Below are 21,737 nucleotides of genomic sequence, written 5' to 3' on the forward strand. Positions count from 1 at the left end.
CAAAGCTAAGGAAACCATCATGTTTGAACGCTTGATCCGCTTCGCCATCGACCAGCGCTGGCTGGTGATGCTGGCTGTGGCCGCCATGGCCGGCTTGGGCATCTACAGCTATCAAAAGCTACCCATCGACGCCGTGCCCGATATCACCAATGTGCAGGTGCAAATCAATACCCAGTCCGCGGGCTATTCGCCGCTGGAAACCGAGCAGAGGGTCACCTTCCCCATCGAGACGGCCATGGCCGGCTTGCCGAACCTGGAACAGACGCGCTCACTGTCGCGCTACGGCCTGTCGCAAGTGACCGTGATCTTCAAGGATGGCACGGACATTTATTTTGCGCGCCAGATGATCAACGAGCGCTTGCAGGAAGCCAAGGAAAGTTTGCCCGCTGGCATCACGCCAAAGATGGGGCCCGTCTCCACGGGCCTCGGCGAAATCTACCTGTGGACGGTGGAGACGCAAGACGGCGCGAAGAAGCCCGATGGCACGCCGTACACGCCCACGGACTTGCGCGAAATCCAGGACTGGATCATCAAACCGCAATTGCGCAACGTCACGGGCGTCACAGAGATCAATGCCATCGGCGGCTACGCCAAGCAATACCAGGTAGCGCCCTACCCGGAAAAACTGGCCGCCTACGGCATCAGCCTGCAAGACGTGGTGACTGCGCTCGAGCGCAACAACAGCAACGTGGGCGCCGGCTATATCGAAAGACAGGGCGAGCAACTGCTGATACGCGCGCCGGGCCAGGTGGCATCGAAAGACGACATCGGCAACATCGTCGTCGCCAATGTGCAGGGCGTGGCCATCCGCATCCGCGACGTGGCCGATGTGGTGCTGGGGCGCGAGCTGCGCACGGGCGCGGCCACGGAAAACGGCCGCGAAGTGGTGCTGGGCACGGTCTTCATGCTGATCGGACAAAACAGCCGCGCCGTCTCGCAAGCCGTCGACAAGAAGATGGTGGAAATCAACCGCAGCCTGCCGAAAGGCGTGCACGCCGTCACCGTGTATGACCGCACGGTCCTCGTCGACAAGGCCATCAATACGGTGAAGAAAAACCTGCTGGAAGGCGCCGTGCTGGTGATCGCCATCCTGTTCCTGTTCCTCGGCAATATCCGCGCGGCCCTCATCACGGCCATGGTGATTCCGCTGGCCATGCTGTTCACGTTTACGGGCATGGTGCAATACCATGTGAGCGCCAACCTGATGAGTTTGGGGGCGCTGGACTTCGGCATCATCATCGATGGCGCCGTGGTGATCGTGGAAAACTGCGTGCGCCGCCTGGCCCATGCGCAGCAAAAACTGGGACGGCCGCTGACCTTGCAGGAGCGTTTTCATGAAGTGTTTGCGGCATCGCAAGAAGCGCGCCGGCCCTTGCTGTATGGCCAGCTGATCATCATGGTCGTGTACCTGCCCATCTTCGCGCTGACGGGCGTGGAAGGCCGCATGTTTACGCCGATGGCCCTGACGGTGGTGATCGCCCTGCTGGGCGCCATGCTGCTGTCGATCACCTTCATCCCTGCCGCCGTGGCGCTGTTTATTGGCGACAAGGTGGCGGAGAAGGAAAACGCCATCATGCGCGCCGCCAAGCGCTGGTATGCGCCGCTGCTGGGCAAGGTGATGCGCAATACGCCCGTGGTGCTGACGGGCGCGGCGGTGGCCGTACTGCTGTCAGGCTTGCTGGCCACGCGCATGGGCAGCGAATTCGTGCCCAGCCTGAACGAGGGCGACATCGCCATCCAGGCCTTGCGCATCCCCGGCACCAGCTTGACGCAATCGCTGGCCATGCAGCAGCAACTGGAAAGCAAGCTGATGGCAAACCACAAGGAAATCGCGCGCGTGTTCGCCCGCACGGGAACGGCCGAGATCGCGTCGGACCCCATGCCGCCGAACATTTCCGACGGCTACATCATGCTCAAGCCCCGCGACGCATGGCCGCAGCCGACAAAATCGCGCGAGCAACTGCTGGCGGAAATCGAAGCGACGGCCACGAGCTTGCCGGGCAATAACTATGAGTTTTCGCAACCGATCCAGCTGCGCTTCAATGAACTCATTTCCGGCGTGCGCAGCGACGTGGCCGTGAAACTGTTCGGCGACGATATGGCCGTGCTCGACAGCACGGCGGCGAAGATCGCGGGCGTACTGGGCAAGATTCCGGGTGCCACCGAAGTGAAAGTGGAACAAACGACGGGCTTGCCCATGCTGACGGTGCAGATAGACCGCGAGCAGACGGCCCGCTACGGCCTCAACATTGCTGACGTGCAATCGGCAATAGCCACGGCCATCGGAGGGCAAGAGGCAGGCACCCTGTTCCAGGGCGACCGCCGCTTCGACATCGTCGTGCGCCTGCCCGACAGTCTGCGCAGCGACCTGGAGCAATTGAAGCGCCTGCCCATCGCCCTGCCTGTGGGGGCGGCGGCGGAAGGCCGCGCGCGCTTCATCCCGCTCGGTGAAGTCGCCAGCCTGCAAGTGGCGCCGGGGCCGAACCAGATCAGCCGCGAAGACGGCAAGCGCCGCATCGTCGTCAGCGCCAACGTGCGCGGACGCGATATCGGCTCCTTCGTGGCCGACGCCACGCAGCAGTTGCAATCGCAGGTGGCCATCCCTCCCGGCTACTGGACCAGCTGGGGCGGCCAGTTCGAGCAATTGCAGTCGGCCACGAAACGCCTGGAACTGGTGGTGCCCGTGGCGCTGGCGCTCGTCTTCGTGCTGCTGTTCGCCATGTTCGGCAACGTGAAGGATGGGCTACTGGTGTTCAGCGGCATCCCGTTCGCCTTGACGGGCGGCATCGTCGCCCTGTGGCTGCGCGACATTCCCATGTCGATCTCGGCAGCAGTGGGCTTCATCGCCCTGTCCGGCGTGGCCGTCCTCAATGGTCTGGTGATGATCGCCTACATCCGCCAGCTGCGCGAACAGGGCATGCCGCTGCAGGAAGCGATACGTGCAGGCGCCATTACCCGCCTGCGGCCCGTGCTGATGACGGCGCTGGTGGCGTCGCTGGGCTTCGTGCCGATGGCCATTGCCACGGGTACGGGCGCCGAAGTGCAGCGCCCGCTGGCCACCGTGGTGATCGGTGGCATCCTGTCGTCGACGGCCTTGACCTTGCTGGTGCTGCCATTGCTGTACCGGCTGGCATACCGCCGGCAAGAGGAGGAGGAAGAGGAGGTAGGTCGGATTAGCGTGGCCGAAGGGCACGCGTAATCCGACACATTGTTGGCGCCGGTGGTGGTGTCGGATTACGCGGAGCAAAGCCCCGCTAATCCGACCTACCTGGTCATGGCTTGCGGTAGCCGCCCTCGATCCAGTTCGCTGCTGCAGTGGCATTGAACTTGAAGGCCGCCGAGGTGCGTACCTTGGCGATCTGTTCGCCGTCCGCGTCGTAGGCGCTCAGTTCCGCGTACGGGTGGTCTTCATCAGGCACGATGTCGAACATCACCTTGATTTGACCCTCGTCGGTGGCGACAAACAGGTTCTTGTGCAATTGTGCATGCAGCTGCTGCTCGTGACGGCGCAGCACTTCCGAAGCTGTCTTGACCAGCGTATTAAACGCGTTGACGTCGAGCGGCTTCGGGTTTTTCTTGTCGCGGCCCATGGTCCACGGGCCCACCAGCGCCGGCTCCGGTTCGCCATCCTTGATCATGGCCACGGCCCAACCTTCATCTTCCTCGTTCTTGATCACACGCGCCGTCCAGCCATTGCCTACCCACAGGCGCGGCTCCTGGATCGGGGCATCATTGTCTTGCTCGGCTGCTTCGTCGGAAAAGTCGGGAAAATCGGTACTCATGGCGGTGCTCGTGATGGAGGGTCGGGGCTAGCATGATAGTCGAAAACGCCCTCCCGTGCCGCCTTGCCGCAATGGCGACGGAACGTCACACAGCACGGCCCAGCCTGCCGCCACGGCGGCGATCAACACATGGACATGGCAGGCCGGTTGGGCCAGGTCAGCGGCGGACCGGGCGGCACCCAGCGCGGGTCGATGGCTGGCAGCGGCGCGTGGTAATTAAAGGGGTTGATGATGATCGGCGGTATCGCCGATGGCGCGCCGACGGGCTCGGCGCAGGACTGCGTGGCGCCAGGCTGGCGCGTGGTTCGATGGTGGGAAAGGGATAGCGATTGATCCCCGGTATCTGCAAACAAAAGCATGTTGCCCTCCTTGCGAGACTGAGGTGTTCAGTATAGGACGGCTTGCGCGTTTTACAAGAAAAGAAATCTTGTTCCAGATCAGCGTTTTCTGCCCGTACAGACCTCCCATACCGTGAAAACAACCGCCTGTCGCACACTGCTGGCGGCCAGCCCGGCGCCCCCCTACAGTGTGACCATGCAACACCCCATCACACACCCACTGAGGCTTACCATGAAAAAATTGCTCACCTTCGTCCTCATCGTCATGCTCGCCTGCCTGTTCCTCGACAAGATAAGCGGCAGCGACATGCACATGCAGTTCAACGGCGACGATGTCGACGGTCCTCTGGAATGGCTGTTCGGCCTGGTGTTTGCCGGTGGCGGCTTGCTGATCGCCGCCATTGCGCTGGTGTGTGCCGCCGTCGTGACAGGGGTCGTCCTGGCTGGCGTGGGCGTGGTGCTGATCGCCGTGGTGGCCTTCTGCGTGGTGCTGGTACTGGCGCTGAGCACGCCCGTGCTGCTGCCGCTGCTGATACCCGTCGCCATCGTCTGGCTGATCCTCAGCCGCAAGCACAAGCAGGCGCAAGCGCGTCAGCACAGCCTGTAATCACTGCGCCATGAACTTGCTGAGCACGCCGTCGCTGCCGCCATCATTCTGTTCGATACGGTTGCGCCCGCCACGCTTGGCCCGGTACAGCGCCTCGTCGGCGCGCGCCAGCACGGCGTCGCAATCGGCATCGGTGCCGGCCATGGCGGCCATGCCGATGCTCACCGTAATGGTGATCAGGATGCCGCCATCGGTGGTCAGCGAACTTTCCGCCACCCGCCGGCGCAGCCGTTCGGCAAACACGGCTGCCGCCGCCAGGTCCGTGCCCGGCAGCAAGATGGCGAATTCTTCGCCGCCCACGCGGCCTGGCACATCGACCTTGCGCAGCGCCTGGCACATCAGCGCGCCCAAGTGGCGCAGCACGGCATCGCCCACCGCATGGCCATACTCGTCGTTGACACGCTTGAAATGATCGATGTCGAGCATCAGCACGCTGGCGCACCTGGCCAGTTCGCGCTGCAGCCGTGCATGCTCGTTTTCCAACGCCGCCATGAAGTGGCGTCGGTTCGGCAATCCAGTCAGGAAATCGGTGGTGGCCAGCTGCAGCAATTCCGCGTTCATGCGCTTGCGCTCGGTGATATCGAGCGTAGACACCATGACAAAGTCCAGGCTGTCCGCATGGCCGGGCATCACCAGCAAGCTCAATTCATTTTGCCGCGCCGCACCATCGAGACGCACAAAACTGCTCTCGCACTCGTACAGGTGGGCGCCGCCAGCCAGCGCCAGCAGCGCATCGCCAAAACAGGGCAAGGCGCTATCATCGAAATTCTGCGCCAGGCCCAGCGCGCCGCGCCGCTGGTCATCCTCGTTGGCGCGCACCTGCGCCAGCGCGGCGCCATTCGCATCGATGATGCGCACCAGCCCCGCCAGCCGCTGCAGCGCGTCCGGATTGGCGTGGAAGTAGGCACCCAGGTCGCGCACGCCCGCTTGCTCGAGCGCATCGAGCGCAGCGCGCACGGCCGACCAGTCCTGTTCCCACAGGGCCACGGGTGCATGGTCGTACAGGCTGCGGAAACGCGCTTCGCCGGCGCGCAGGGCCAGCGCCACCTGCGCCTGTTCGATGGCCATGCCGGCCAGATGCGCCGCCTCGCTGAGCCGCGCCAGATGTGCCGCGCCCGGTAGCGTGGGCTGGCGGTGATACGCCATCATCACGCCCAGCAGCTTGCCCGAGCCGCCCCGTACGGGCTCGGCCCAGCACGATTGCAGTTGGGCTCGCCACGCAAGTTCCATCGTCTCTTGCGCATCGGCAGCGGCATGCAGGTCGCCCACGATCACGCGCTGGCCGTCGCGCAAGGCCTGCACCGCGATGCCATGCACGCCCTGCAGGGTGTCGAGGTCATGGCCATGGCTGGCCAAATTGAAAAACGCGGGCAAGCTCGGCGCCGCGCCCAGCACCAGGCGGTGGCGGCTTTCATCGAGCAGCAAGATGCTGCACAGCATGGCAGGATGGTCGGCTTGCACGCTCAGCACCACGCTTTCCAGCACCCGTTCCAGCGGCGCGCCCGTGGCCAGCATTTCCAGCACCTGCCGCCGCGTGTGCTCGCGCCGCTCCATCTGGCTGCGCTCGCTGATATCGCGGAAGGTCCACAAGCGCGCCTGTTCATTGCCCAGCTGCATGCTGCGCACGTATTGCTCGACCACCCGGCCATCGCGCAGATGCAGCACGTCGCGCCGCTCGCGGTGGCCATGCGGCGCGTGGGCGCGTGCTCCCAGGAAAGGCGCCGCCTGCTCCAGCTGGCATTCCACATGGCGCACCAGCGCCGCGCCATCGGCCTGCCAGTCGAGCGCATCGGGCACTTGCCACAGGTCGCGGAAGCGCCGGTTCGAGGTGAAGATGCGACCATCGACGTTGTCGACCAGGATGCCGTCGATGGTCGAATCGAGGATGCTGCGCAGCATGGCCTGGCTACGCTGCGCTGCCTCGGCCATCGCCAGCACGCTCGCCTGCCCCTGCTCCAGCTGGCCAGTCAGCTCGCTCGATCGCGCCAGCGCCGCCTGGGCGCGGGCACGGCCCGCCGCCAGCAGCCAGGCCGCCAGCGCCAGCACGACGCTGGCCAGCAAGCCGGCCCAGGCCACCAGGCGGGGCCGCGCAAGCAGCTCGCCATCGAAGCCCGGCATGGCGCGCATGCGCAAGGTCCAGGCATGGCCTGCGATGCTGATCGCCTGCTGCGACACCAGGCTGTCCGACGCGGCAGACGACTGCGCGCCCGGCAAGCTGTCATACATCAGGGCCGCCTCGGTTAGTTGCGCGCCATCATAGATTTCCAGGTCCAGCTGGCGCGCCCCCTCGCCACCCACGCCCGCCATCAGGTCGCCCATGCGGAACGGCGCAAACACCCAGGCGCGCAAGGCGGCACGCCGCTGCGCCAGGCTGGCATGCGGCAAGCCATTGTCATAGACGGGCAACACGACCAGGAAGCCATGCGCCTGCGCGCTGCCGCCATCCTGCACCAGGTGGATCTTGCCCGTCATGGCGGCCTGGCCCGTGTCGCGTGCCTGCTCGAGCGCTGCGCGGCGCACGGCTTCGGACCCGATGTCGTAGCCGATGGCCAGCAGGTTGCTCTCGCTTGAAGGTTCCAGATAGGTAATGGGCGCGTACCAGGCGCGCTGGCCGGGCGGACGCACGGCATAGCCGGGATAGCCTTCCGCGCGCACGCGGGCTTCGTGCCGCGCCAGCCCGGCAACCGGCAACAGGGGCAGGTAGCCGATGCCGTGAATGCCGGGAAAGTGGCGGTCCACCTGCTGCACCGCCAGATAGGCCTGGAATTCGCGGCGCGCGACGTCCTGCGAACTGGCATACAGTCCCTGCACCCCGTGCAGCACCTGGATATAGGTCTGCATGCGGACAACGATGTTGCCCACCAGTTCGCGCACGCGGAAGTCAAAATCGGCCTGTACCTGCTGTTCGCTGGCGTCGCGGGCATTGCGCCAGGCGCCATACGTCAGTCCCAGGCATAGTGCCAGTACCAGCGCAGCCAGCACGCGCGGCCCCACCCAGTGCGACACTGAGCGAGCAAACCACGACGTAGGCGCGCGTGTAGGCATGACAGGCGGACAAGCAGAACGGACCTCAAACCGCTACACGCTCAGCAGCATGGCTGGCAGCGGGCTGCACGATTACCATCGGTAGTCGATGAGAATGATAGTACGTTACAGCGGGCGCCCTTGCAATACTGAATATTGTATTAAAAAGATCACATATTTCGTCAATGCAATGATGCGTACTCCAGGAAAATTCGATGCCGTGAAAACCATCCCCAGCGGCTGGTATGATCGCCCCGCAGTCATCACCAAGGAGCCGCGTTTGCAGCACGATAGCTGGCAGGGAACATTATGGCTGGCGCCGGACTTTGCCATCTTGCATGGCGCAGCGGGCGCCACGGATAGCCACGCCCATTACGCGCACCAGCTGATGCTGAGCACCGGGGCGCCCTTCACGGCCGAGCTCGACGGCATCGTCCATACGGCGCAGCACTTACTGGTCGAGAGCCTGCACCCGCACGCCATCGTTGCTGCACCGTCACCCGTGCTGACCATCTATGCGGAACCGCAGCGCCTGGGCGGCGCGGCCTTGCTGGCGGCCGCCGGCAGCGCAGGCGCGCCCAGCCTGGACAGCCTGGCAGCCGCGCTGCAGGCACAGCCGCGCGAAATCCTGGCCGACGCACGCGTTCAGCGCGCGCTGGACCAGGTCGATGTCTTGTTGTCCGGCAAGGTCAGCGCGGCGGCCGTGGCCGAGGCGGCGCATTTGTCGCTGAGCCAGCTGGAACGCCTGTTCAGCGCCCAGCTGGGCTTGCCCGTGCGGCGTCTCGTGCTGTGGCGCCGCTTGCGCCTGGCCATCCGTTTCATCTTGCTCGGCAGCACCCTGACGGAGGCAGCCCACGGCGCCGGCTTTGCCGATGCAGCGCATTTTTCGCGCACCATGCGCACCCTGTTCGGCGTGCGCGCCGACCGCAGCTTGCGCCAGCTCAACGTCAAGCTGCTTGATTAACTTGTCGATTGAGGCCCGTGGCGCAAGCTGGCCGGCAGCTCGGGTGCGCGCACGCCCTCTTCCGCGCGGAACGGTTCGATCAATTGCCGCAGGTAGGCCACGGGATAGTCGGGACGGCTGCCGATGCCCAGGTCCTCGCCCCGCATGCGGTAGCCGGGCGCGTCGAAGGCTGTGCCCAGCAGGCGATCCCAGCAGGTAAAGAACAGGCCGAAATTCACGTCGCCCGCCGTGCCGTATTTCATGTGGTGGAAACGGTGTAATGGCGCCCAGGCAAACACGTGGCGCAGCGGCCCCATGCGCATGTCGACATTCGCGTGCTGCAACAACAATTGCACCGCCACGGCAAACGCCAGCACGGCCATGACAGCTTCCGGTATGCCCAACAGCAACAGCGGCAGCATGCCGCCCGCCGCTTCCAGCAGCAAATGCAGCGGGTGTTTCATCCAGCCATTAAAACCATACAGGCGCTGCACGCTGTGGTGTACTGCATGCAATTTCCACAGAAAGTAATAACGGTGGCTCAGGTAATGCACCAAGGTAATGCCGCAATCGGCGATCAGGATGGCCAGCAGCAGTTGCAGCCAGAATGGCAACTGGCCGGGCCAGAGTGGCCCCAGCGCCAGATGGCCAGCCAGCAAGGGGAAAGCCGCCAGGCCCAGCAGGTACAGCGCTTCGTTGACGAGCGCATGCAGGCTGTCGCGCCAGCCGTCGCCATGATCGCGGTTCCACGCGCCGTCATACGGCAGATAGCGTTCGGCAAACAAGGAAGTGAGCAGGGCCAGCAGCAACAAGGGCGGCAAGACCCAGAGCGAAAAATGGCAAGCCGCCACCAAGCAGGCGGCGGCGCCGATGAAGCCGGCCCAGAAGACGGGGCCGTACAGCGCGGCGAAGAGAGATTTCATGGCAAGACGCTCCTGTGGCAAAAACCACAGCATGACCGTCAACCCTGCCGCGCCGCTTGAAGAAACGACGCAACTTCGTTACAACTTGCTTACTTCAGGGCTTTGCGCGCAGCGTACTGCTGGTAGCCGTTGGCGCGCAGGGCGCAGGCGGGGCAAGTGCCGCAACCATAGCCCCAGTCGTGCAGCTCGCCCCGCTCACCCAGATAGCAGGTGTGGGTGCCGCTGCGGATCAGGTCGACCAGCGGCTGGCCGCCCAGGTCTTCCGCTAGGTCCCAGCTTTGCGCCTTGTCCAGCCACATCAGCGGCGTTTCCAGTTTCAAACGCGTGTTCATGCCCAGGTTCAGCGCCACTTGCAGGGCCTTCATCGTGTCGTCGCGGCAATCCGGATAGCCGGAAAAATCCGTCTCGCACATGCCGCCTACCAGGACCGTCAAGCCGCGGCGGTACGCCACGGTGGCGGCCACCGTCATGAACAGCAAGTTGCGCCCAGGAACGAAGGTGTTCGGCAAGCCGTTTTCCTGCATGACGATCTCGACGTTCTGCGTCATGGCCGTATCGGAAATGGCGGAAATCAGGGACAGGTCTATCATGTGATCCTGGCCCAGGCGGCTGTCCCACTCGGGCGATTGCTGGCGCATCTGCTCGAGCACGCCCGGACGCACGGTCAGCTCGATCGCATGGCGCTGTCCATAGTCAAAGCCGATGGTTTCCACGCGGCTATAGTGCTTGAGGGCCCAGGCCAGGCAGGTGGTGGAATCTTGCCCACCGCTAAAGAGCACCAGTGCGGAATCAGTTGCTAGCATAATTTCTTTCTTTTCAGTTTTACTCTGTTGCAATCGTGCGCGGGGAAACATGATTCCCTGCGCAAAAAATACTTATTCGTCCGCCATCAGTTTACCGATTCCGGTAACATGCAGTCAGCATTTACTCATCTGGAGCACCATGTTTTCTGCACGACCCATACGGCATACGGCTGCCGGCAAGGCGATACGACCACGAATTTTGGCACAAGTAGTGACAAAAGTAATGGGTCAACTGACACTGGCGGCCGCTGGTAGTGTCATCTTGATATGCCCGATCGCCCAGGCCCGCGCGCAGGACGGAACACAGGAGCGCACGCAAGAGCGTCCGCAAGACGCCGTTGCAGACGGCCCCGTCAGCACGGAAGCGGCTCCCGCCCCGCTGCAGTACGAGGTCAAGGTCAACGCGCCCGGTGACCTCGATGACTTGCTGGAAAAAAACCTGGACCTGGAACGCTTCCGCGGCAACCCGCGCATGGACCGTGTGCAATTGCAGCGCCTCGTGCGTGATACGCCTGAGCAAGCCAGGAACCTCGTCGCCACGGCTGGCTACTATACGCCCGTCGTCACGGTGCGCGTCGATACGACGGGCGCCAAACCTGTCGTCATCGTCGACGTCGAGCCGGGTGCACCGGTGACCATTGACAAGGTCGAGCTGGAATTGCGCGGCTTCGATCCCACGCCGCCGCTGGCCGCATCCGAACCATATGATACGGAAGCGCTCAAGCGCAGCTGGCCGCTGAAGGCAGGCAGCGTGTTTCGCCAGGCCGACTGGGAATCGGCCAAGCGCGCGCTGCTGCGCGAAGTGGTGCAGACGCGTTATCCGCGCGCCCAACTGGTCGATACGCAAGCCGTGGTCGACCCGGAAACGCACAAGGTATCCTTGCTGGTGGTGCTCGACAGCGGCCCTGAACTACGCTTTGGCGAACTGCGCATCGAAGGCCTGAAACGCTACCCGGAAGCCATCATCCGCAACCTCGACAAGATACGCCCGGGTGACTATTACAGCGAATCGGCGTTGCAATCGTTGCAGGCTCGCCTGCAGGACACGGGCTACTTTGCCAGCGTGGAGGTGAGCGCCGACATGAGCAGCATCCTGGGCGAGCAGATTGAGGCGGGCCAGGAAAGCCAGCAAGCCGAGGCCTCCGGCGCCGTCCCCGAAGCCAGGCCCGTCAACCGCGGCCCCGCGCCGCAGCTGCCGCTGGTGGTGCGCGTGACGGAAAACAAGCAGCAGAACGTCAGCGCCGGCCTTGGTTTCAGTACGAATACGGGCAATCGCGCCCAGCTCAACTATGACAACCTGAACGTGTGGGGCACGCGCTTCAAGAGCGCCCTCACCATGGAAACGAAGAAACAGGCGGCGCACGCCAATTTTTACTTTCCGACGACCGAACGCGGCTACAACGACAGCGCGGGCGCTTCGTTCGAACGCAGCGACATTTCCAATGAAATCACGGCCGTCACCACCATCTCGGCCAAGCGTAACTGGGGCGGCACCAACCTCGAACGCAGCCTGACGTTCGAGTTCCTCAGCGAAGACAAGACCGTCGTGGGCCTGGAACAGACGCGCAGCAAGAGCTTGCCCCTGACCTATGCCATCACCAAGCGCAGCCTCGACAGCCTGCTGTTCCCCACCAAGGGCTATGTCATCAATGCCCAGGTGGGCGGCGCCCTGCTGCCCGTGCTGACGGACGAGCGCTTCGTGCGTGTGGCCGGCAAGGCCGTGTATTACCGTCCGCTGGGCGAAAAAGGCGAGCTGATCGTGCGTGGCGAAATGGGCGCGCTGGGTTCGAAGGAAAAGCGCGGCGTGCCGGCCGTCTACCTGTTCCGCGCGGGCGGCGACCAGTCGGTGCGCGGCTATGGCTACCAGGAACTGGGCGTCAAGGAAGGCGACGCCACCGTCGGCGGACGCTACATGCTGACCGGCAGCGCCGAATACCAATACTGGTTCAAGCCGAAATGGGCGATTGCCGCCTTCTATGACGCCGGTAACGCGGCCGATACCGTGAAAGCGGCCATGACGCCGAAATCGGGCTACGGCCTGGGCGGGCGCTACAAGAGCCCCGTCGGCCCCATCAATGTCGACGTGGCATATGGCCATGCCGTCCAAAAATACCGTTTGCACTTCTCTCTGGGATTCACTTTCTGATGTCTGATATTACTACCGAGTCCCACGACACCGCGCCGCCACCGCCGGCGAAAAAACCGCGCCGGGCGCTGCGCTACCTCCTGATCGCCGTTGCCAGCCTGGCCGTGCTGCTGGGTGGTGCCTTCTGGTTCCTGGGCCGCGAATCGACCTTGCAGATGCTGGTGCAAAAAGTGGCCAGTGCCAGCGGCGGCGAAATCGAAGTGTCGGGCGTGTCCGGCTCGCTCTACAATCGCATGCACCTGGGCCACGTCAGCTACCGCAGCAAGACGCAGCACATCACGGCCGACAATATCGATATCAACTGGTCACCCTTCCAATTCTTTTCGGAAGGCATCGCCATCAGCGAACTGCATGTGGCCAGCCTGTCCGTGGAGAGTACGGCGCCCTCCGATGAACCGTCGACCATGCCCGCCAGCCTGGCGTCGCCGTTCAAGATCGGCATTTCCGACGCGCGCCTGGACAAGGTCACCCTCATCAGCGCGGGCGGCAACACGGTATTTGAAAAAATTCATTTCACCTTGTCGGGCGACAAGACCCAATGGCAGCTGGAAGACGCCTCGGCCTTGACGCCGTTCGGCCAGGCCACGGCCAGCGCGACGATTGCCGCCACGCAGCCGTTCAAGCTCAGCGGCAAGGCGGGCTTGACGCAGCTCAATGCCGCTGCCGGTGAAAAACCAGCCGCCCTGACCCTGCAGCTGGGCGGCGACTTGAACGTGCTGAACGTGACAGCCAAGGGCAGCGCGGGTGCTGCTACGGCCGACGCCCAGTTGGCGCTGGTACCGTTCGACCCCGTCATCATCCTGCGCTCGGCCAGCATCAAAGGCCGCAACATCAATCCGGGCAAGTTCGACGCGACCCTGCCGCAGGCGGACCTGAGCCTGGAGCTCGATGCCGCCATCGACACGCGGCCCAATGCGCAAACCGTGTCGGGCAAGCTGGCCATCCTCAACCACGCCCCGCCCGGCCCCATCGACCAGCAAAAGCTGCCGCTGCGCCAGTTCGAAGCGCGCCTGGGCGGCACCCTGACAGCCACCACCCTGGAGTCGGCCATCATCGATTTCGGCAACGCGGGCAAATTCACGGGCAGTGGCAAACTCAACCGCGATGCGGCCGATGCTCCCATCGGCACTGCGCAGCTGACCTTGCACACGGACAAGATCGACTTGCAGCATATTTACAGCAGCATCAATAGCACGAAGATCGTCGGCGATATCGTGCTCGACAGCGACGGCAAGACGCAAACCCTGCGCGCCAGGCTCGGTGAAGCCAAGTTGCGCCTGGACGTGGAAGCCACCCTGGCAGATTCCCTGGTGCAACTACGCAAGGCAACCTTGCAAGCAGGCAAAAGCAGCGTCAACGCGACGGGCCAGATCAGCCTGAAGGATGAACAGCCATTCAAGGCCGTGGCCAATACCAGCCGCCTCAATCCCGCAGACTTCGGCGCCTTCCCCGTGGCCGACCTGAACCTCGACGTGCGCGCCAGCGGCCACGTGGCGCCACAATGGCTGGCCAATGCGGACTTCACCGTGCGCCCCAGCAAACTGCTCGACCAACCCCTGTCCGGCAAGGGCAAGCTGACGGCCGATGCGGCTCATTTCAGCGGCATCGACGTGCAATTGGCGCTGGGCAAGAATAATCTCACGGCCAAGGGCAACTTTGGCGGCGCCGGCGAAAAGCTCAACTGGAACGTCGATGCACGGCAACTTTCCGCCCTGCAGGGCGACTTGCTGGGCAGCGTGCTGGCCAGCGGCGTGGTGCAGGGCACCCTGCAGCAACCGCGCACGAGCTTTGTTGCCGATGCAAAAGGACTGGGCCTCACCAGCGGCAAGCGCCCCGCGCCAGACAGCGCCATCCACGCCAGCGGCGACGTGGGCTTGACGGGACCGAAGAAGGAAGCGGAATTGAAGATGACGGGTTCCTTGCAAAAGATCAACCCGGCCGCGTTTGGCGCATCACTGCCCAACGGCAACGTCAATGCGGATTTCAACGGCAGCGGCCGCCTGAGCGGCGACTGGCAAGTGGCCCTGAACCTCGGCTTGCGCGAATCGACGCTGCAAAACGCGCCGCTGGCCGGCTATGCCAGGCTGTCGGCCAACGCGAAACGCGTCGACAGCGTGGATGCGGAACTGCGCCTGGGGCCGAACAGCCTGCAGGCCAAGGGCGCGCTGGGCGGCGCCACGGACAAGCTGGCGTGGAAACTCGACGCGCCGCAACTGTCGACCCTGGGTCCGCGCTTTGCCGGCGTGCTGCAGGCAGCCGGTTCCGTGAGCGGCAAGATGGATGCGCCGGCCGCGCAACTGACGCTCGATGGCCGTGACCTGACCTTCTTTGGCGACCAGCAATTGAAAGCCATCAAAGGCAGCGCCAGCGTGGGCGCCGGCCAGGGCGCGCTCGACCCCATGGTCAGCAGCCTGGACATCACGGGCTACAGCACGCCCACCTTCAAGCTGGCCAGCGCCCGCCTGGGTACGACGGGCACGCGCGGCAGCCATACGGTCAGTTTGACGGCGCGCAATGACGATTTCGATGCCACCGTGCAAATCCGGGGCAGCCAGAGCGGTGCCAACTGGACAGGCACGATCGACAGCCTGCAAAACAAGGGCCGTTATGCGCTGGTGCTGCAAGCGCCCGTGCCCGTGAAAGTGGCCGGTCCCGCCGGCAGCGGCGTGGCGGGCCTGGGCCAGCCTGAACAGATCAGCGTGGGCAACACCGTCATCAAATTACCCGCAGGCAGCATCACCATGCAAAGCCTGGTCAAGAACGGCCCCCGCTGGACCAGTTCCGGCCAGGCGGCCGGCGTGGCGCTGACCTATCTGGCGCAAGTGATACCCTCGCTGCAAGCCAATGCGCGCAGCGACCTGACCCTGGGCGCGCAATGGTCGCTCGACATGCAGGTACCGACGGCCAAGCAGAAAGATCCGTCTTTGGCCGGCATGCTGCACATCTACCGCGAAAAAGGCGACGTGACGGTGGGCGTGGAACAGCCGCTGGCGCTGGGCTTGCGCACCTTCGATGCCCGCGTGGATGTAGCGAACCAGCAACTGCGCCTGGCCGTAAAACTCGATGGCGCGCGCGCAGGCCAGAGCGATATCAATGCCACCGTGCAAATGCTGGGTGGACGCATCAGCAACGACAGTGCCCTCTCGCTGACGGCCACCACCAACGTCGATACACTGGCCTGGCTGGCGCCGCTGACGGGCCAGCCAGGCCTGGAGCTGGGCGGCGCCCTGAAAATCGCGCTGGCCGGCAGCGGCAGCATCGGCGCGCCGCAATTGAATGGCGACATCAATGGCAGCAAGCTGCTGGTGAACTGGGCCGACCAGGGCTTGAAGTTGCGCAATGGCGTGCTGCAAGCCAAGCTGGCCGGCGATCAATTGCAATTGCAGCGCCTGAGCTTTGACGGCGGCGATGGCAAGGTGCAGGCTGATGGCTGGGTACGCTTTGCGAATGGCGAAGCGAGCCTGGAATTGAAACTGATGGCCGACCGCCTGCAGGCGCTGTCGCGTCCCGACCGCACCTTGATCCTGTCGGGCAACAGTACCCTGGTGCGCAACGACAAGCGCTTCAGCTTCGAGGGCAAGTTCAAGGCCAACCGTGCGCTGATCGAACTGGCGCCGCAAGATACCCCCACGCAAAGCAGCGACGTGGTGGTGCTGGGCAAGGAAGTCAAGGGCAGCAAGGAAGCGCCTTCGCTGCCCCTGAATATCGACCTCGAGTTCGACCTGGGCAATGCCTTCCACTTGCGCGGCATGGGCCTCGACGCCGACCTGGCGGGCAATATACGCGCCCGCGTCATCAACCGCGCCGCGCCGCGCGTGACGGGCAGCATCAAAGTCAGCAACGGCCAGTACGCGGCCTATGGGCAAAAGTTGTCGATCGAACGGGGCTTGATCGCCTTCACGGGCGCCTACGACAACCCGTCCCTGAACATCCTGGCCGTGCGCAAGCGGCCCGAGGGCGAAGCGCTGTCGGAAACGAATGTGGAAGCGGGCGTGGAAGTGCGCGGCACGGCGCAGTCGCCGACGGCCAAGCTGGTCTCCACGCCGAGCGTGTCGGACAGCGACAAGCTGGCCTGGCTGATCCTCGGCCACGGCGCGGAAACGGCGGCCGGCGATGAAATGGCCCTGCTGACGACGGCCGCAGGCGCCCTCTTCGGCGGCTCCGGCGGCGGCTTGCAGGGCAAGCTGGCCAATTCGCTGGGCCTCGACGAAGTGGGCCTGTCGCAGGCGCAAGGGCTGGAAAGCACGGTCGTCACTGTCGGCAAGCGCCTGTCGTCGCGCGCCTACCTGACGTTCGAACAAGGCACGAGCACGGCGACGAGCCTGGTCAAGCTGCGCTACAAGCTGAACCGCCGCATTACCCTGCAATTCCAGACGGGCACGAACAATGCACTGGACGTGTTGTACACGTGGGCGTTTGACTAGAGTGGCGGCCAACAATGTTGTCGGATTACGCGTGGCGTTGCCGCGCTAATCCGACGCCACGAAACAACAAAGTGCGTAGGTCGGATTAGCGGCGCAGCCGCGTAATCCGACACCACCAGAAACAACAAAGGGCGCCTCGGCGCCCTTTTCTTTGCTCTACCACAAACAGTTTATTCGGCCAGGTCAAGCCCCCGCTCGATCATGCCTTCGACGTAGGCGCGCAGATATTGTTCCAGCGCGGGGCCGGACAGCACGTTGGCCGTCAGCGCGCCGTGCGGCGAGCCTTTCAGCACGCCGTCGTGGTACACGCGCGCAATCCAGGCCACGTCCGCGCCCTGGGTGTAATCGAGTTCATAGTCGAACGATTCTCCGCTGACTTTGCGTGTGTAGACTTCCTTGACAATTGCCATCTAAAACAGCCTTTCTTGACGAGATTAACTGGGATGCGGGTGCGGCACAGGATCGTCCTGCGGCACCGGATGCACGGGCCCCGGCTGGCGCCCGGGTGCTTCTTGCGGCTCCGGCGCCGGCATGGGTTCATCGACTGGCGCCGGGTCGGGCGCGCGGTGGGCGTTGATGACTGACATGGCTGGCCTCCCTGCAGACAAAGGAAGACCATACCACGAGATGCGTGCCGCTGCCCTTATTTGCCTGCCGGCTTGACGTCGGCGGCCGGCGGCGCCGCGTTCTTCACATATTTCTCCAGCCAGTTGTTGCTTTCATACAGCATCTGCATGATCGATTCGCGCGCGCGGTAGCCGTGGCTTTCGTTCGGCAGCATCACCAGGCGCGCCGTGCCGCCCAGTCCCTTGACGGCCTGGAACATGCGCTCGCTCTGGATGGGGAAAGTGCCCGAGTTGTTGTCCTGCTCGCCATGGATCATCAGCAGCGCATCCTTGATCTTGTCCGCATAATTAAACGGCGACATGGCCTGGTAGACGGCCGGCGCCTGCCAGAACGAGCGCTCTTCCGCCTGGAAGCCGAACGGCGTCAAGGTGCGGTTATAGGCGCCGCTGCGGGCGATGCCGGCGCGGAATAGCCGTGTGTGCGCGAGCAAATTGCCCGTCATGAAGGCGCCATACGAGTGGCCGCCGATGGCGATGCGGTTTCGGTCGGACACGCCACGGCGCACCACCTCGTCGACGGCAGCTTCGGCGTCAGCCACCAGCTGCGGCAGGTAGGTGTCGTTCGGCTCCTGCTCGCCATTGCCGACGATGGGGAACGATGGATTGTCGAGCACGGCGTAGCCCATGGACAGAAAGGCGGCCGGGCCCCAGTAACTGACGGCATTGAATTTGTACGGCGAACCCTTGGTCTGGCTGGCCGCGCTGGCCGTCTTGAATTCCTGCGGATACGCCCACATCAGGGTCGGCAGCGGACCGTCGCGGCGGGCGTCGTAGTTTGGCGGCAGCATCAGGGTGGCCGTCAAGTCCACGCCATCGGCGCGCTTGTAGCGGATCAGCTCTTTCTGCACGTCCTTCAGTTGCGGCAACGGATGGGGGAAATGCGTGAGGGCCGTCAATTGCGCGGCGCCCTGCTGTTTCAGGTTGCGCACGAAGAAATTCGGCTGCTCGGTCGGCGATTCGCGCGTCGACAGCAAACGGCTGCCATCCTCGTCCAGCACGGCCACCACATTTTCATAATACGGTGCGGCGCTCTGGAACAGCCGCTCCTTCTGTTTCGTCGCCAGGTTCAGGCGGTCGATGAAGGGACGGTCGCCTTCCTTCGAAGCGCCCTGGCCGTCAAGCAGGATGGAACCATCGGCGGCGATGAGCAGGCGCGGCAAGCCGGCAGCGTCCGCGCGCATGACGGGCTGGCCCGGATCGTTGTAGCGGTCTTCGAAGGAACCGGCATACACGAGGTCGCCAGGCGTGCCCGCCACGGCGGACGGCTGATCCGGCTGGATGCGCCATTGCTTGACGGCGCGCGTCTTGTACCACGCTTCGCTGAGCAGGGCCAGGTCGCCGCGGCCCCAGGCCACGCCCGCATAGCGCGAGCCGAGCTTGGCCAGCACGGCCGGCTTGTTGGTGAACGGTGACGCCTGCGTATAGACGATGTCGCGGATCTCGACCGCCTTGGCCGGGTCGCCGCCATCCTGCGCTTCAGCCCACACCAGGGTGGCGGGCGCATCGACGCGCCAGCTGACGGAGCGCACGCCGGCGGACACGGCATCATTGCCTGGCGGCAGCCCTTCTTCCAGCGGCAGGGCCGCCACCGCATGCACCACCTTGCCATTCAGGTCGCGCACGTCGATTTTATGGCCGAAGTCATGCGCCGGCACGATATAGGAATACGGACGCACGATGCTGGTCGTCAGCAGGTGCTTGCCATCGGGCGAGGCCGACACGCGCGAGAACTGGCCCGGCTGGCCAACCAGACGCTGCTTGCCCGCCACGTCCAGCAAGGCCAGCTGGACGGTAATGTAGTGTTCGAACAGCTGCGCATCCTGTTCGTTTTTCAGCAAGTCGGGATAGGTGCGCAATTGCTTGACGCCGCTGCCCGGCACGCTGTCCTGGATGGATGGGCCCGTCGGAATGCCGCTCGCCACGGGCGCCGCTCCCAGCTTGGCCGGTTTCAGCTGGACCAGCAAGGTCTTGCTGTCGGGCATCCAGGAAAAGCCGCGACCATAAACGGCCGACAGCGATTGATTGCCCAGCTTGCGCGCCGCTTTCGTCTGCACGTCGAGCAGCCACAGCTCCACGCCGGACTCCTTCACGCCCCTGGCGGGATCGGCAAAGGCGATGTGCGTAAACGCCAGGTATCGCTGGTCGGGCGACCAGGCCAGATCGGCGATGCGGGGTGAGGCGGGCAAGCCGCTGACCTTGATTTCCTTCTGCGTATCGATGTCGAGCAAGCCCAGTCCCGTGTGAAAACTGAAACGGCTGGCCGAATACGTGCGCGGATTGATGCGCAAGCCCGCCAGCTTCAGTTCTGGCTGCGCCACTTCGCTAATGCTGGGCAAGGATGGCGTGGGCAGCACGGCGGCCAGGTTGCGTTTCGGGCTCAGGCTCAGGGTCGGCGCGCGCGGCGCATCGACGATGGCTTGCAGGGGCGCCGGCGGGGCTTGATAAGCGCCATCTTGCGCCATGGCCAGGGAAGACGAGGCCATCAGGCCAACAGTGAGAGGCAGCAAAGGCAAACGAGTAGACATGGGACTCCAGTGTATGAAGGTGGTGACAGGCAGCGAGCGCACGGCACCGCTCATGGCGGCGCTTTGTGACAAGGCATAGTGCGTTCATGCCATGTAAATGTCAACCAGCAACTTTTACTGTTTGACAAGCATCGCCGGCCGCCCCCATCTCGCTTACAATCGCTGTTTTACCCGCACCCGAATGCCTACATGGAAACCACTACCCTCGCCCTGCTGTTCCTGGTCCCGCTGCTGGTCTGGCGCATTTATTCGCGCCTGAAGAAACTGGTGGCGCGCCAGAAGTCGCAGCTGTGGCGGCACTGGAGCGTGGCGGTCGCGTTTCCCGCGCTGCTGCTGTTCCTGGCGACGACGACGAAATTCGAGGTCCTGCCCCTGTCCAGCCTGGGCGCAGGCGCGCTGGCCGGTGGCTGGCTGGGCGTGCTGGGCTTGAAGCTGACGCGCTTCGAGCAAGTAGGACAAGATTTCTTTTTTACCCAGCACCGCTACCTTGGCCTGGCCATCACGATGCTGTTCATCGCCCGCTTGCTGTACCGTGGCATGGAAATCTACCTGAACACGCGCCTGGACGTGCCCGTGCCGCCGCCGCCGTTCGGCCAGAGCCCGCTGACCATGGCCGCCTACGGCCTGGTCATCGGCTACTACGCCGTCTACGCCTGGGGCTTGCTGCGCTGGCGCAAGCGCAACAAGCCTTTGCAGGCACCCGAGTAAGTCCGCCCTAGCTCAATAGAACTGGCACAGGCCTTCGCACGTCGTCACGGACAGCGCCTGGCGTATCGTCGCCAGCGCCGGCGCCAGGGTTGGATCGAGGTCCTGGTCCGCCTGCGCAAGAGTACCCAGCAAACGCTCGCGCAACGGCGGCGGCATCAACGCAACATTCGCCGTGGCGTGCTGTGCCGCCGCTTCCAGCATCCGCTTCTTTTGCGCCACGTTCCAGTACGGCACTTGCACGAATTGCACCACGCCAACATACATGGTGGTCGAGCCCTTGCTGAAGGCGCGCGCGCGCAGACGCTCGGTCCCGCTCACCGCATCGGCGGGCAGGGCACTGAATTCCTGCTCCATCAGCTGAATCAAATGACCATGGCAATGCATGCCAAAGGCAAAAAAAGTACTCATTTCATCGCCATAATTGGCCAGGTTCTGCCTTACCTGGTCCGCGCGCGCCTGCTGCAATTCCGCCCCCGACAGCGGCAACGGCCGCTCCAAGTCAAACGCGTAATACGCCTTGCCGAGCTTGGTCGCCCGCTCGCACAGGGCCACGCTCTGATTCATGTCCTGCAACGCGGCGACGGGCGCCTGGAACAGGCGCGGCGCATCGGTAATCCGGGCAAACAATGCTGCCACGTCAGGGTCGCCCAGGCGCGGCAAGCCGCTGTGCGTCGTCGCCTTGGCCATCAGCGCTTCCAGCTGGCCGCTGGCTTGCTGGAAATCGCCGTAGCTGTCGGCCCAGGCGGCGGGCACCACGAAGGCGGAGGAAAGGAAGAACAGCTGGCCGATGCGGCGCAGCGGCGTGGAAATCGATAAGGACATTGGATGAGGATGCTGAAAGCACTATTGGATAATTGGCAATTATATGAAAAATGTATCCACGGTGCA

The 21,737-nt window shown here is 64.0% G+C and carries 15 protein-coding genes; 6 read left to right on the plus strand and 9 right to left on the minus strand.

The window, feature by feature from the left end:
• Window positions 1–19: 19 nt before the first annotated feature.
• Window positions 20–3,199 (plus strand): CusA/CzcA family heavy metal efflux RND transporter, encoded by a 3,180-nt coding sequence (locus C8C89_RS01755; protein WP_133988752.1) that lies wholly within the window; start codon window positions 20–22, stop codon window positions 3,197–3,199.
• A 73-nt stretch (window positions 3,200–3,272) separates the two neighbouring features.
• On the opposite strand, the gene C8C89_RS01760 is transcribed toward C8C89_RS01755, so the two are convergent.
• Both C8C89_RS01760 and C8C89_RS01765 read right to left on the minus strand, forming a co-directional pair.
• Window positions 3,273–3,782 (minus strand): hypothetical protein, encoded by a 510-nt coding sequence (locus C8C89_RS01760; RefSeq protein ID WP_101483698.1) that lies wholly within the window; start codon window positions 3,780–3,782, stop codon window positions 3,273–3,275.
• A 122-nt stretch (window positions 3,783–3,904) separates the two neighbouring features.
• Window positions 3,905–4,141, minus strand: coding sequence for a hypothetical protein (locus C8C89_RS01765; protein ID WP_101483697.1), 237 nt, complete (start codon window positions 4,139–4,141; stop codon window positions 3,905–3,907).
• 211 nt (window positions 4,142–4,352) lie between these two features.
• Here C8C89_RS01765 and C8C89_RS01770 point away from each other — a divergent pair, with 211 nt between their 5' ends.
• Entirely contained in the window at window positions 4,353–4,727 is a 375-nt protein-coding gene (locus C8C89_RS01770; RefSeq protein WP_133988753.1) for a hypothetical protein, read from the plus strand.
• Here C8C89_RS01770 and C8C89_RS01775 read toward each other — a convergent pair whose 3' ends face one another.
• Window positions 4,728–7,772 (minus strand): CHASE domain-containing protein, encoded by a 3,045-nt coding sequence (locus C8C89_RS01775; RefSeq protein ID WP_243857869.1) that lies wholly within the window; start codon window positions 7,770–7,772, stop codon window positions 4,728–4,730. It lies immediately after the preceding gene.
• A gap of 199 nt (window positions 7,773–7,971) precedes the next feature.
• Between C8C89_RS01775 and C8C89_RS01780 the strand changes: the two genes are divergently transcribed.
• The gene (locus C8C89_RS01780; protein ID WP_208327663.1) at window positions 7,972–8,715 is read left to right on the plus strand and encodes an AraC family transcriptional regulator; all 744 of its coding nucleotides are present in this window, start codon (window positions 7,972–7,974) and stop codon (window positions 8,713–8,715) included.
• Here C8C89_RS01780 and C8C89_RS01785 read toward each other — a convergent pair.
• Complete coding sequence (locus tag C8C89_RS01785; RefSeq protein WP_133988754.1) at window positions 8,712–9,617, minus strand: sterol desaturase family protein; 906 nt, start codon at window positions 9,615–9,617, stop codon at window positions 8,712–8,714. The two genes, C8C89_RS01780 and C8C89_RS01785, sit on opposite strands and share 4 nt — an antisense overlap.
• A gap of 89 nt (window positions 9,618–9,706) precedes the next feature.
• Window positions 9,707–10,420, minus strand: coding sequence for a 7-cyano-7-deazaguanine synthase QueC (gene queC / locus C8C89_RS01790; protein WP_101483693.1), 714 nt, complete (start codon window positions 10,418–10,420; stop codon window positions 9,707–9,709).
• A 223-nt stretch (window positions 10,421–10,643) separates the two neighbouring features.
• Between queC and C8C89_RS01795 the strand changes: the two genes are divergently transcribed.
• Together C8C89_RS01795 and C8C89_RS01800 are read left to right on the plus strand one after the other, a co-directional pair.
• Window positions 10,644–12,566, plus strand: coding sequence for an autotransporter assembly complex family protein (locus C8C89_RS01795; RefSeq protein WP_133988755.1), 1,923 nt, complete (start codon window positions 10,644–10,646; stop codon window positions 12,564–12,566).
• A complete protein-coding gene (locus C8C89_RS01800; RefSeq protein WP_133988756.1) occupies window positions 12,566–16,990 on the plus strand; it encodes a translocation/assembly module TamB domain-containing protein in 4,425 nt (1,474 codons plus the stop codon). Before C8C89_RS01795 ends, C8C89_RS01800 begins: the two co-directional genes overlap by 1 nt.
• Before the next feature lie 170 nt (window positions 16,991–17,160).
• Here C8C89_RS01800 and C8C89_RS01805 read toward each other — a convergent pair whose 3' ends face one another.
• Genes C8C89_RS01805 through C8C89_RS01810 form a run of 3 tightly spaced genes read right to left on the minus strand, consistent with a single transcriptional unit; the run spans window position 17,161 to window position 20,141 of the window.
• Window positions 17,161–17,400 (minus strand): hypothetical protein, encoded by a 240-nt coding sequence (locus C8C89_RS01805; RefSeq protein ID WP_133988757.1) that lies wholly within the window; start codon window positions 17,398–17,400, stop codon window positions 17,161–17,163.
• A gap of 24 nt (window positions 17,401–17,424) precedes the next feature.
• Window positions 17,425–17,577: a hypothetical protein gene (locus tag C8C89_RS26875; protein WP_166674650.1), complete on the minus strand. Its 153-nt coding sequence runs from the start codon at window positions 17,575–17,577 to the stop codon at window positions 17,425–17,427.
• Window positions 17,578–17,633: 56 nt separating this feature from the next.
• Complete coding sequence (locus C8C89_RS01810; RefSeq protein WP_166674651.1) at window positions 17,634–20,141, minus strand: prolyl oligopeptidase family serine peptidase; 2,508 nt, start codon at window positions 20,139–20,141, stop codon at window positions 17,634–17,636.
• A gap of 189 nt (window positions 20,142–20,330) precedes the next feature.
• On the opposite strand from C8C89_RS01810, the gene C8C89_RS01815 reads away from it, so the two are divergent.
• Window positions 20,331–20,849 carry a hypothetical protein gene (locus tag C8C89_RS01815; RefSeq protein ID WP_101483690.1) on the plus strand — a complete coding sequence of 173 codons (519 nt, stop codon included), beginning with the start codon at window positions 20,331–20,333 and terminating at the stop codon, window positions 20,847–20,849.
• A 12-nt stretch (window positions 20,850–20,861) separates the two neighbouring features.
• Here C8C89_RS01815 and C8C89_RS01820 read toward each other — a convergent pair whose 3' ends face one another.
• A complete protein-coding gene (locus C8C89_RS01820) occupies window positions 20,862–21,671 on the minus strand; it encodes a hypothetical protein (protein ID WP_133988758.1) in 810 nt (269 codons plus the stop codon).
• Between the last annotated feature and the right edge of the window lie 66 nt (window positions 21,672–21,737).

This window comes from Janthinobacterium sp. 75 (assembly GCF_004365495.1).
Classification (GTDB): Bacteria; Pseudomonadota; Gammaproteobacteria; order Burkholderiales; family Burkholderiaceae_D; genus Janthinobacterium.

Excerpts from the sequence above, each read along its gene's own strand:
- C8C89_RS01770 (WP_133988753.1), top strand. The coding sequence starts at position 4,353 with ATGAAAAAATTGCTCACCTTCGTCCTCATCGTCATGCTCGCCTGCCTG.
- C8C89_RS01760 (WP_101483698.1), bottom strand. The coding sequence starts at position 3,782 with ATGAGTACCGATTTTCCCGACTTTTCCGACGAAGCAGCCGAGCAAGAC.
- C8C89_RS01800 (WP_133988756.1), top strand. The coding sequence starts at position 12,566 with ATGTCTGATATTACTACCGAGTCCCACGACACCGCGCCGCCACCGCCG.
- C8C89_RS01775 (WP_243857869.1), bottom strand. The coding sequence starts at position 7,772 with ATGCCTACACGCGCGCCTACGTCGTGGTTTGCTCGCTCAGTGTCGCAC.
- queC (WP_101483693.1), bottom strand. The coding sequence starts at position 10,420 with ATGCTAGCAACTGATTCCGCACTGGTGCTCTTTAGCGGTGGGCAAGAT.
- C8C89_RS01805 (WP_133988757.1), bottom strand. The coding sequence starts at position 17,400 with ATGGCAATTGTCAAGGAAGTCTACACACGCAAAGTCAGCGGAGAATCG.
- C8C89_RS01815 (WP_101483690.1), top strand. The coding sequence starts at position 20,331 with ATGGAAACCACTACCCTCGCCCTGCTGTTCCTGGTCCCGCTGCTGGTC.
- C8C89_RS01785 (WP_133988754.1), bottom strand. The coding sequence starts at position 9,617 with ATGAAATCTCTCTTCGCCGCGCTGTACGGCCCCGTCTTCTGGGCCGGC.
- C8C89_RS01795 (WP_133988755.1), top strand. The coding sequence starts at position 10,644 with ATGGGTCAACTGACACTGGCGGCCGCTGGTAGTGTCATCTTGATATGC.
- C8C89_RS01755 (WP_133988752.1), top strand. The coding sequence starts at position 20 with ATGTTTGAACGCTTGATCCGCTTCGCCATCGACCAGCGCTGGCTGGTG.
- C8C89_RS01810 (WP_166674651.1), bottom strand. The coding sequence starts at position 20,141 with ATGTCTACTCGTTTGCCTTTGCTGCCTCTCACTGTTGGCCTGATGGCC.
- C8C89_RS26875 (WP_166674650.1), bottom strand. The coding sequence starts at position 17,577 with ATGTCAGTCATCAACGCCCACCGCGCGCCCGACCCGGCGCCAGTCGAT.
- C8C89_RS01765 (WP_101483697.1), bottom strand. The coding sequence starts at position 4,141 with ATGCTTTTGTTTGCAGATACCGGGGATCAATCGCTATCCCTTTCCCAC.
- C8C89_RS01820 (WP_133988758.1), bottom strand. The coding sequence starts at position 21,671 with ATGTCCTTATCGATTTCCACGCCGCTGCGCCGCATCGGCCAGCTGTTC.